An 11,832-nucleotide genomic window follows, 5' to 3' on the forward strand; every position below is an offset into this window, starting at 1 on the left:
ACCGACCACCCACCCTCCGGCGGGCGTTGTCAGTGGCCCTCGCTAGTCTCCCGGCATACCGCGTCTCAGGGGGGCTGGCTCCCCCCGTCAGAGCTGCGCGGAAGCGGACGGGACAGGCAGAGGGGCACGGGCTGATGGCATGGCTGGCGGCGGGCGAGGGATACGAAATCGCCCTGGTGGAGGGGCGGGTGGCGGCGCGGCAGGCCACCGGCCGGGCGGCGGGACGGCAGTTGAAGAACCTGCCCAAGGCGCTGAAGGACCACCCCGAGGTGGACCGGCTGCGCCGACTCGCCGAATGGCTCGACCGGCACGCGGCGGCCTGCGTCGCCCAGGTGGACACCTGGATGGTGTCCTCGCTGCCGGTGCCCACCGCGCTGCTTGCCCGGGTCTGGCCGGACGAGGCCTGGCAGAGCGCCCTGCGCGACCTGGCCGTCGTCGGCGACGACCCGGACGAGGTGGGCTTCCTGCGGGACGCCACCGACTCCGGTGAGCTGAAGGTGGTCACCCTCGACGGCGAGACCGTACGGCTCTCCCCGCGCACGGTGACCCTGCCGCATCCGGTGCTGCTGCCCGACCTGGACGACGTACGGGACTTCGCGGCCGAACTGGGCATCGTGCAGCGGGTCGAGCAGATCCACCGCGCCACCTGGCAGAAGCCGGCCGGGCTCGCGGCCGACGCCACCGAGGTCCGCGACTACGCGGGCGGCGTCTTCCCCACCCGCTTCAGCCTGGCCGCCCGGGCGACCGGCCTCGGCTACCGGGTCTCCGGCGGATACGCCACCTGCAAGGTCCGTGACGCGGGCCGCGGTACGGAGGCGGCGGTGTGGATCGGCGAGCCCTACTACGAGGACGAGACGACCACCGGCGGCCTGAACTGGCATGACGAGGACGGCCGGGCGGTGCGCCTGGCAGAGGTCGGGCCGGTGGCCTGGTCAGAGGGAATGCGGATGGCCGCGGCGCTGTACGCCGGGCGCAAGATCGAGGAGGGCAAGGACGCATGAGCACCAACCTGGCGGGCGTGGACGGCACGGGCGTGGACGGTACCGGCGTGGGCGGCACGGGCGTGGGCGGCACGGGCGTGGACGGCACGGGTCCGCACGAGGCCGAGACGCTGCTCAAGGCCGGCGCCGTGCTGCCCCGGGGCACCACGGGCGCGGGCCCCACCGCCGTCGAACTGACGGCGCGCACCTACCGCCACCCCGCCCTCGATGACGACCGCGTCGTCGTCCGGCTCGCCGCCGCCGAACTCGGCGCGGCCGAGGACCTCGCCGCGGGCTTCCTCGGACTCGTCCTCGACGCGGGCGAGCCGCCCGTCGTCGGCCTCGGCCGGCGCCAGGCGCTCGGCTTCCCCGAATGGGTCCTCGTCCACCACCCCGATGACGGCCACCACGCCCTCGCCGTCGTCCCCGAACTCGACCGGATCGCCCGCCAGGCCAAGACGAAGCCCAAGGTCGCTCTCGACGCCTGCCACGAGCTGGCCGGGCGGCTCGCCGCCTCCGTGCCGCACTTCCTGCCCGTCTTCTACGAGCAGGCCGCCCGCACCTTCCTCGCCGTCGAGAACACCACGTACGCCGCCCAGCTGTTCGGCCGCGCCCGCACCAGCGAGGCCCAGCACGGCCTGACCATCGACGAAGACCGGCGGGGCGCCGTCTTCCTCGAATTCGCCCTGGCCGGCGCCCTTCCGGTGAAGGTGCTCACCGGCTACGGCAAGGACCTGGCCGCCCGCGTCACCCCCGCCGAGGCCTATGAGCGCTTCCGCCGCCTGTGCGTACGCCGCACCGCGGGCGGGCTGCCGCCCTCCGCGCAGGCCGCCGTCGAACTGCGCCGCCTCGCCCGCGCCGCGGGCCTGACCGGTACCGAGCCCGAGCAGGAGTACCTCGCCGAACTGCTGCCCCTGCCCGCCACCCTGCGCGCCGCCCCCGGCTGGTGGAAGACCCACCGCACCGCCCTCGTCGCGCTGGCCCGCCGCGTACCCTCCGTACGCGGCACCCTCCTCACGCTGACACCGCCCGGCGGCGGCGACAGCGGCGCGCTCACGGACCTGTGGCTGGACATCCTGGAGGAGTCCGGCGCCACCGCCGGGCTGGTCTGCGGGGATCTGCCCGCCGAGCAGCGGTGCGCCGACGGCGCCGCCGGCTGGCTGGAGCGCTACCACGCCGCCCGCCATGCCGGCTGGAGCCTTCGCCCCACACCCCCCGCCCTGCTCGACCTCGTCGCCCGCTGCGCCGAGCGGTTGCGCACCGAACTCGCGCGGCCCGGACGCGAAGCGGGCCTGCGGATCGGGGTGGAGGACGCGGACCTCCTCGACCTGCTGCTCACGCTGGAGCTCCCGGTCGCCGACCCCGACGCCGACCCCGAGCACCCGAAGCGGCGCCGCCACGACCAGCTCAACCTGCGGGACTGGGCCCGCGCCGACCAGCGCCGCGACCTCCTCGCCCTCGCCGCCGACCAGCGGTTCCACCCCGCCTTCCACCGCGCCCTCAACGCCCTGGGAGACGCCGCCGGCTGCGCCGACATCATCCAGGCCGTCGCCGCCTCGTCCGGCGGACGGCCCCTGCTGGCCGAGTGGATCCGCCACGTCGCCCGCACCTCCACCGCCGCCGGTCTGCCCGGCATCCCCGACGCCATCCGCCGGCTGACCTGGCTGCCCGCCGAAGCCCTCGAACTGGCCCCCGCGGAGGTCGCCGCCGCGGCCGCCGCCGACCTCGCCGAGACCCTCGCCCGTACCCTGCGCGGCGGCCTCTTCGAAGAACTGTCCTGGCCCGCCTGGGAGAGCGCGTACGCCGAACTGAGCCCGGGGCGAGGCGGCCAGAACAGGCAGCACGGACAGGGCCTGACCGTGGTGGAGGCCTGGCCCCACCTGATCGTCGCCAACCAGACGCAGGTGCGGGTCATCGACGCCGACTCCACCGTCCTCACGCACGACCTGCGCGTCCCGACCGGCTCCGAGTACCGCCACGGATTCCACTACGTCGACGGTGAACTGCTGGTCTTCTGGTCCTCCTGGAGCACCGGCGAGACGCAGGGCTACTGGCACACCTCGCCCGGCACCGTCCTGACCCTGGACACCGAGCGCAACCACTGGTCGCCGCGCTCCGAGCACATCACCCTGCCCCTGCCGGGAGGCGGCCGCGCCACCGGCGCCGGCGTCCTGCACCGCGGCGACACCAAGCTGCCGGCCGAGCGGGCGCTGCTGTCCGACGGCGCCTCGTACTGGGTGTGGCAGGCACGCGACCAGCACACCGAGGGGGCGGAAGCCGGCTGGCGCGAGTACGACCCCGCCGGTGCGGCCTACGGCCGGTTCTCCCGGCCCGCCTTCCTCACCGACGCGCTGCGCGACCACCCGGAAACGGCCACCCTGCCCGCGCACAGCGCCTGGCTGCGCCCGACGCCCGCGGTGGCGGGCTCGGTACTCGGCGCACCCGCCGACGGCCTGCTCGGCTGGCGTGCCGTGCGCGTACCCGGCCAGGGCTGGCACGCGTCCGACACCGGCGGACGCACCGTCACCGTGCCCGAAGGCCACGACATGCCGGTCGCGGCGCTCACCTTCCCCGGCGGCGACGACCGGCCGCGCGCCCTGTCCCACCACTGGCGCGACCTGCGCATCACCGACCCGGACGGGGTGATCACCGCCCAGTCGCACAACGACCACCGCCGCGACTCCCACTTCGCCACCGGCAGCGTGGGCCTCCCGCCGCTCTCCCACTGGTACGCCCTGCGCCCGCGCGACCCCGAGGGCTCGGCCGCCCTGCGCACTGCCGACCGGGAGACCGTCGCCGCACTCCTCAAGGCCGCCGCCGCGGCCGAACGGACCACGGACCTGCCCGGTCTGGTGAGCGCGGCGCTGCCGCAGGTCACCGCCCCCGAGCTGATCGGCGGCATCGTCGAGGTGCTCCGCTTCACCCTCACCCAGCAGAAGGCCCTCGACGCGGTCGCGGCCCGGCTCCACCCGGACACCGGCGCCGTCGAAGAGGGCGAGCGGGGCCCGGCCGACCGGCTGCTCGGCGACGCGCTGAGCGGCCTCATCGGCTCCGGGTACTACCGCTGGGGCGGCGACAGCGACGCCGCCCACCGCATGCTGCGCGAACTGGCCGCCGCCCGCGCGGACACCGGCGCCGACGCAGTGCCCGGACGGCTCCACTTCGACGTGCCCCGGCTGCCGTACAGCGGCCTGCCCTGGACGCCGCTGCTCGACCAGCCCGCCGCCCTCGCCTACCGCGCCGTCACCGTCGGAGCCACCGACCAGCAGCGGGCGGCCCTCCTCAGCCTGCTCGGCGCGGTGGACGCGCTCGGCCTGTCCAGTGCCGAGGGCTCCGCCGACCGCTGGCGCCGGGTGCTGCTCCACCTGGACCAGCGGCACCTGCGCACCCCCGACGGTCACGACCGGAGCCTCCAGCACCGGAGCGTGCTCCCGCTGGGCGGCGGAGCCGTCCTCGCCCTGACCGAGCGCAGTGAATCCGTCCCCGACGGCCACGAGTTCGGAGCCCTGTTCCACGATCCCAGCGGCCGCTTCACCGTCCCCGGCCCCTACACCCTCCGCGGCGACGCCCCGCTCGGCGACCGCGAGCGCGGCCCCGGCTGGCTGACCGCCCTCCTCGACGCGGCGGCCGAGCACGGCCCGGCGCCCTTCCTCCCCGAAGCCGCCGAGGAGTTCGCCCGCCTCACCGGCGTCTGTGGCGCGCTCGCCCGGCTGGTGGTCGCGGGGATGCCGCACGTCGACAGCTGGGAGCACAACTTCCTGCCCGCGGAGCTGCGTACCGTCCTCGGCGTGAAGGCCACCGACGCGGCGTACGCCCGCGACGAGCTGAAGAACCTCGACGCCGAGGTGCGCCGGGCCGTCGTCGCGGCGCTGCTGCCCGCCGACCCGGCGCGGCTGTGGAGCGAAGGCCCCGACGCGGCCGCCGCCGCGCAGGTGTGGAACCTGCGCGTGGGCCGGCGTACGCCCGTACCCGACTGGCTGGCCGCCGAGGCCGCCCGCGCGGTCCGCAGCGGGTGGCCGGCGCACCGCGCCCTGTCCGCCCTGCTCGACCCGGCCGCTTCGCGCGAGCTCTCCGTCGACGTGGCGTGGACGGTCAAGGGCGGCCACGCGGAGCCCCGCGAACCGGCCACGCAGCCCTTCACCTCTTCCGTCCTGACCGGAGCCCTCGCCATGGCCGCCTGGCTGGCCCACCGGCTGCCCGCGGGCGACCCCCTGCGCGCCACCCTGCCGCCCGCGCTGACCGCCGTACGCCAGCGGCTCGCCGCCCCCGAACTGCTCCTCACTCTCGGGCACTTCACCAGCCTCTCCGACTTCCGCAAGGCAGCGGGCACGCCGACCGAGACCGGCGAGGGCTACGAGCGGTACGGCGCGGTCGTCCTGGCCACCCAGGACGACCGGCCCAGGCCGGCCCTGCGCCCGGCGCTGCTGGACTCCACCGGCTCCGACCCGTACCTCTCGGCGCTGCGCGGCGCCGACCAGGAGCCCTCCGTGGTGGAGGCGGCGCTGCGCAGCGCTTACGACCCGCGCTTCGCGGCGCTGCTCGCAGACCCGGGCGCCCCCGCGGCGGGTTCCGCGGACGCCGACGGCACCTGGTGGCCGCAGGACCCCACCCGCTCGGTCCCCCAACTGGTGGCGGAAGTCTCGGACGCGCACCGGCTGGGTCCGGACGCCGCGGCCGTCTACCTCGCGCTCCTCGCCATGCCCGACCCCACCGACCGCAACACCGCACGCTGGACGGGCTGGAAGCCGGCCCGCCTCAAGGCCGCCCGCGCCGAACTGGCCGCCACCGACCTGGTGGTGTCGGCCAGCCGCACCCGCGCCGGACGCTCACTGTTCCTGCCCGGCGGCTGGGCCGACACGGCCGCGCCGAACCTCCCGGTGGAGCAGTGGAAGCTGCCGATGTACGGCCCGGTCGCGGGCGGCGGGCCGGTGCTGGGCGTACTGGTGCCCGCGGAGCCGGCCGCGGACCTCTACCGGCGCGCGTGGCAGCGGGTCCGGGAGGGCGACGCACCGCGCTTCGAGCAACTGAAGGTGAAGCGCACCCGCCGCCGCTGAACCGGCTGCCGCCCGACCCGTGGGGTGCACCGGCCGCCAGCCGGCCCAGGCCGGGCCATGTGGAACGGGCTGAGCTCATCCTGGGCCTGCCCGATGCCAAGCCTTCACCGGTGCGCCCCGGGCCGCGGCGGCGCCCGCCCCGACTTTCCGTACAGACCCCTGAGGACCTTCGATGACCATCACCGAACAAGCCGTCTCGCCCGCCGACTCCGCCATCTCACCGCCCGACTCCGCCATCTCACCGCCCGACTCCGCCGGCGCGCCCGCCGGCCGGCAGGTGGTGCCCGCCGAGGAGCGGTACGCCGCCGAACTCGCCTTCCTCGCCGCCCAGGACACCGGCCCCCGCCCGCCCGGCTGGGCCCTGACCCCGCGTGCCGTCGTCACCTTCGTCTGCGGCAGCGACGGCGACGAACTCGCGCTGCCCGAGCGGCGCGCCGGACTGCCCGCCACACTGGCCGTCGCCCCCAAGTTCGTCGGCGAACGCGCCCTGGTGGAGCGCTGCGTGGTCACCCTCGCCGGAGAACGCGGCCTGCTGCTCACCGGCGAGCCCGGCACCGCCAAGTCGATGCTCTCCGAGCTGCTCGCGGCCGCCGTATGCGGCACGAGCGCCCTCACCGTCCAGGGCACGGCCGGTACGACCGAGGACGCCTTCCGGTACGGCTGGAACTACGCGCTGCTCCTCGCCCAGGGCCCCACCCCGCAGGCCCTGGTCGACTCCCCGGTCCTCTCCGCCATGCGGACGGGGCGGGTGGTCCGCGTCGAGGAGATCACCCGCTGCCTGCCCGAGGTACAGGACGCCCTGGTGTCGATCCTGTCCGACCGGCGGATCACCGTGCCCGAACTGACCGCCACCGACGACGCCGTGGTCTGCGCGGCCCCCGGCTTCACGGTCATCGCCACCGCCAACCTGCGCGACCGCGGAGTCTCCGAGATGTCCGCCGCCCTCAAACGGCGCTTCAACTTCGAGACCGTCGCCCCCATCGCCGACGCGGACGCCGAAGCCGCGCTGATCCGCCGCCAGGCCGTCGCCGCCGTACAGCGTGCGGGCGCCGCCTTCGGCGTCGACGACACCGTGCTCGACGCGCTGGTCACGGTCTTCAGGGACCTGCGCTCGGGGCGCTGCGCCGAGGGCTGGGACGTGGAACGCCCCGGTACGGTCATGTCCACCGCCGAAGCCGTCCAGGTGGCGGCGTCGCTGGGGGTCTCCGCCGCGTATCTGCCCGGCGGGGACGTGCTGGACCTGCTGCCCGGGCACCTGCTGGGCGTCGTACGCAAGGACGACCCGGCCGACCACGGGAGGCTGCTGGGCTACTGGGACGGCCCGGTCCGCCGGCGCGCCGAGGACGGCTCGGCGATGTGGCGCCGCCTGTGGGACCTGCGCGGGAGCCTGCGGTGACGCGCACCGACCGCACTGACGGCACTGGCACGGACCCGCGTACGGCGGTCGAGGTGCTCGCCGCGTCGCGTACGCCGTACCTGGTGGGGGTACGCCACCACAGTCCGGCCTTGGCCGCCATGGTTCCGGCCCTGCTGGACGCGTCGGGTGCGGAGGTGGTCTGCGTCGAGCTGCCGGCCGACTTCCAGCCGTGGCTGGAGCACCTGGCGGATCCGGAGACCGTGGCCCCGATCGCCCTGGCGGGCACGGGCGAGGACGGCCGGCTGGCGTTCTACCCGTTCGCGGACTTCTCCCCGGAACTGGCGGCGATCCGCTGGGCCCGCGCGCGCGGAGCGGCCGTACGGTGCTGCGACCTCCCCCTGTCCAGCCCCGCCCGGACCGCTCCTCCGGACGCCGACCGGGCTGCCGACCCGGCCCCGGACGCGGTGGCGCAGCCCGGGCCTCCGCCCACGTCCCGAACCGCGGATGCGGGACCGGGCCGGTCCCAGGACATGGGCCCGGCCGTGGTGTGGTCCCCGCCACCGTCCGGGGCTCCGCGCCTCGGTGCGGCCGCAGACGGGGACCCCGCCGCCTCGGGCGCAGACGCGCCTGGGGACCTGGAGCGGGACCTGCACCCGGGCTCGGAGCCGGGCTCAGATCCGGGCTCAGATCCGGGCGTGGGCCCGGAATTGGACCGGTCACCGGTCACGCATGTGGGCCCGGCGTGCGGTCCGAGCGCGGCCCCGGTTCGCGGTTCGGGCACGGGCACGGGCACGGGCGGCGAAGCCGCCCCGGAACCGGGCTCGGCGCAGGGCGTGTTCCCCGCGACGGACCAGAAGCCCGGCGCGGTCGGCGGCCGACAGCCCTTCGCGTCCTTCGCCGACGGCCTCACCGCCTCCGGTACGGGACGCGACGGCGATGACCTGTGGGACCGCGCGGTGGAGGTCCTGGCGCCGGGCTGCTCGGCCGAAGCCGTGCGGCGCGCGGCGCTCGGCGTCGGGTGGGCCCTGCGCGAGGACGCCACCGTCCCGGAGACTGACCTGGCCCGCGAGGCCCACATGCGCGGCGTGATCGCCACCGCCGCCTCGGGTGGCCGCCGGGTCGCCGCCGTGATCGGCGCGTTCCACGCCCCTGCCCTCCTCCAGCCCCCGGGTTCGGACCCCGCTCCACGCGCAGCCTCCGGCTCAGCCGTCGCGAACCCGGCCCCCGCACCGGTCTCCGCACCCAGCCCGGGCCTTGCGGCTGAGGCCGTTTCCGGTTCGGGGCCGGGGCGGGAGCTGGTTTCCGGCTCGGCTGGGGAGGGTGCGGCTGTAGGGCCGGTCTCGGGGGCGGTGTCCGGTGTGGTCGCTGGGGGCGCCGAGTCCGCCGGGGTTGTGGCGGACCCGGGCCGTGGGCCGGTTCCGCTCCCTGGCCCGGGTCTTGCGGCTGAGGCCGTTTCCGGTTCGGGGCCGGGCCCGGCGGCAGCCTCCGGCTTGGCCGTCGGAGGGGTCCCGGCCGGGGGCATCGGGCCCGTCTCCGGGGCAGCTTCGGGTTCGGCCGGCGGCGCGGCCCGCGAGGTGGTCCCCGGTTCGGGCGCAAGCCCGGACGCGGCGGCAGACGCCGGCGCCGGTTCTCCGGTAACCGGAACCTCGCTCGTGCCCTACTCCTTCGACCTGCTCGACTCCCGTTCGGGCTACCCCGCCGGGATCCGGGATCCCCTGTGGCAGCAGGCCGTCCTGCAAGCGGGCGGCGACCCCGGCCGGGTCCGGGAGGCTGCCTCGGCCGCCTTGACCCGGCTCTGCCGGGAGCTGCGCCGCGCCGGGCACACCGCCGGCACCGGCGAGGCCGCCGAGGCGCTGCGGCTCGCCTGCGACCTGGCGGCCCTGCGCGGGCTTCCCGCGCCCGGCCGCGGGGAGCTCCTGGAGGCCGTCACCACCGTCTTCGGGCAGGGGGAACCGCTCGGGCGGGGCCGGGCGCTCGCCCGCGCGCTGGAGGCCGTGCTCGTCGGCGCCGCCCGTGGGCGGATCACGCCGCGCGCGCCCCGCTCCGGACTCGGCCCCTCCGTGGAGGCCGACCTCGCCGCACTGCGCCTGCCGTCGCCGGAGGAGCCCGCCACCCGGGAGATCCGCCTCGACCCCCACCGCTCCGCCCTCGACGGCCGCCGCGAGGTGCTGCTGCAGCGCCTGCTGGTCTGCGGAGCCTCCTACGGCGAGCCCCTCGCCGTCTCGGCCACCGGCGACGCCACCGCCCTCGGGACCAAGTGGCGGCTGTCCTGGACGCCTTCCGTCCAAGCCCGCCTCGATCTCGTCGGCGTGCGCGGCGTCACCGCCGCCCAGGCGGCCTCCGGAACGCTGCGCGACACCGCGCGCCGGGCCGCCGCCGACGGGGGACCGACCCCGGCGCAGATCCTCGCCGGGCTGGCCGCCGCCGCGCGGTGCGATCTGCCCGCGCTGGTCGACGTACGCCTGCACGAGGCGGCCACCGCCCTGCCGCAGTCCGCCACCCTGCCCGAACTCCTCGACGCCCTCGACCTCCTGGAGGCACTGCACCGAGGCCACCTCCCCGGCACCCGCCCCGCGTCCCGCGCCACCGCCGCCGCGCTCATCGGCGACCTGCTCGAAGCGGCCGTACGCTCCCTGCCCGGCCTCGCCGGCAGCGACGACCCCGCCGACGCGGGAGCCCTCGTGGCGCTCACCGACCGGGCCGCCGCCCATCACCTCGGCGTGCGCGTCGACGACGCCCTGGCCGGGCTGGCCGCCACCGGTTCCCCGCTGATGCAGGGCGCGGCCCTGGCCGTACGGGTCCTCCTCGACCTCGATCCGGCCGCCGGTCTGGGCGACCGCGCCGCCGGATGGATCGACGGCGCCGGCACTCCCGACAGCCGGCGCGCCCTCACCCGCCGTCTCGGCGGACTCCTCACCGCCGCCGGACCCCTGCTCCAGTCCTCCCCGGCCGCCCTCACCCCGCTCCTCGACCGGGTCGAGCACCTCGCCGACCGCCTTTTCCTGGATCGCCTCCCGGCGCTGCGCGGCGGCTTCGACGTTCTTTCTCCCGCCGCCCGCGACCGGCTGCTGGACACCGTCACGGAGCGGCTCGGCGACCGGGTCGACCTCGTCCTCGACGCACCGCCCGCCCTGCTCGCCCTCTGGGCCGCCGCCGACGCCGCGGGGCTCGACGCCCTGAAGGAGCTGCCGGCCCTACGGCCCCTGCCGCTCCCGGCCGGGGACGGGCCGGCGACGATCCCGGTGGCGCGGCAAGCCGCCGACGCGGCGCCCGTACCCGCCCCCGCCGAACACCGGATCGCGCCCGCCGACCGCTGGCGGCTGGTGCTCGGCCGCAGGACCGATCAGCTCCCGTCCGGCTCCCGCCGCTACGCCCAGGCGCTCGACGAGCTGTACGGCTCCGGACGCGGCGAAGGCTCCGCCGACATCGACGGCCGCCAGGGCGGCGGCGGTCAGGACAGCGGCGGTCAGGGCGGCGGCCGGGGAGCCTCCTTCCCCACCGCCCGGGAGTGGTCGCAGGAGCTGGAATCGCTCTTCGGCACCGACGTACGGGAAGAGGTGCTCGCCGCAGCGGCCGAAGCGGGCCGCTCCGACGTGATCGCCCAGCTGGACCCGGCATCCGTACGGCCCTCCGTGGAGCTGCTGAGTTCCGTGCTGTCGCTGGCCGGCGGCATGCCGGAGAGCCGGCTCGCCGGCCTGCGGCCCCTCGTCAGGCGACTGGTCGACGAACTGGCCAAGGAGCTGGCCACCCGGCTGCGTCCGGCCCTCTCCGGCCTCGCCACCCCGCGCCCCACCCGCCGCCCCGGCGGCAGACTGGACCTGGCCCGGACCCTGCGCGCCAACCTGGCGCCCACACGGCGGCGGAGCGACGGCAGCGTGGTCGTCGTCCCGGAGCGGCCCGTCTTCAGCACGCGGTCGAGCCGGGAGGCCGACTGGCGGCTGATCCTCGTGGTCGACGTCTCCGGCTCGATGGAAGCCTCCGTCATCTGGTCGGCCCTGACCGCGGCCGTCCTCGGTGGCGTGCCCACGCTGTCCACCCACTTCCTCGCCTTCTCCACCCAGGTCGTGGACCTGACGGACCGGGTCGATGATCCGCTCTCGCTGCTACTGGAGGTCCGCGTCGGCGGCGGTACCCACATCGCCGCAGGCCTCGCACACGCCCGCTCCCTGATCACCGTGCCGAGCCGCACCCTGGTCGTCGTGGTCAGCGACTTCGAGGAGGGCGCCCCGATCGGCGGGCTCCTCGGCGAGGTCCGCGCGCTGGCCGCCTCCGGCGCCCAACTCCTGGGCTGCGCCGCGCTCGACGACGCGGGCACACCCCGCTACTCGGTCCCCGTCGCGCGGCAGCTCGTCGCCGCCGGCATGCCGGTGGCCGCCCTCAGCCCTCTCGCCCTCGCCCGCTGGGTGGGCGACCGCCTCCGTGGGGAGCCCTGTTGACCACC

General features: G+C 76.6%; 4 protein-coding genes. All 4 read left to right on the forward strand.

Annotation, left to right across the window (positions count from 1 at the left end; translation table 11 throughout):
* The first annotated feature begins 134 nt into the window (after positions 1–134).
* The 4 genes from ABZX75_RS03815 (at position 135) to ABZX75_RS03830 (ending at position 11,827) form a co-directional block, all read left to right on the forward strand.
* The gene (locus tag ABZX75_RS03815) at positions 135–1,001 is read left to right on the forward strand and encodes a DUF4132 domain-containing protein (protein ID WP_355407479.1); all 867 of its coding nucleotides are present in this window, start codon (positions 135–137) and stop codon (positions 999–1,001) included.
* Positions 998–6,034 (forward strand): DNA-binding protein, encoded by a 5,037-nt coding sequence (locus ABZX75_RS03820; RefSeq protein ID WP_355407481.1) that lies wholly within the window; start codon positions 998–1,000, stop codon positions 6,032–6,034. The genes ABZX75_RS03815 and ABZX75_RS03820 overlap by 4 nt, the downstream gene beginning before the upstream one ends.
* A gap of 235 nt (positions 6,035–6,269) precedes the next feature.
* Entirely contained in the window at positions 6,270–7,430 is a 1,161-nt protein-coding gene (locus ABZX75_RS03825) for an AAA family ATPase (RefSeq protein WP_355407930.1), read from the forward strand.
* Complete coding sequence (locus tag ABZX75_RS03830) at positions 7,427–11,827, forward strand: DUF5682 family protein (RefSeq protein WP_355407483.1); 4,401 nt, start codon at positions 7,427–7,429, stop codon at positions 11,825–11,827. Before ABZX75_RS03825 ends, ABZX75_RS03830 begins: the two co-directional genes overlap by 4 nt.
* The last annotated feature ends 5 nt before the right edge of the window (positions 11,828–11,832 follow it).

The sequence above is a fragment of the Streptomyces sp. NPDC003038 genome (assembly GCF_040611115.1).
Classification (GTDB): Bacteria; Actinomycetota; Actinomycetes; order Streptomycetales; family Streptomycetaceae; genus Streptomyces.

Bases quoted from the DNA above. Each gene is read 5' to 3' on its own strand.
- ABZX75_RS03820 (WP_355407481.1), top strand. From the start codon at position 998: ATGAGCACCAACCTGGCGGGCGTGGACGGCACGGGCGTGGACGGTACC.
- ABZX75_RS03815 (WP_355407479.1), top strand. From the start codon at position 135: ATGGCATGGCTGGCGGCGGGCGAGGGATACGAAATCGCCCTGGTGGAG.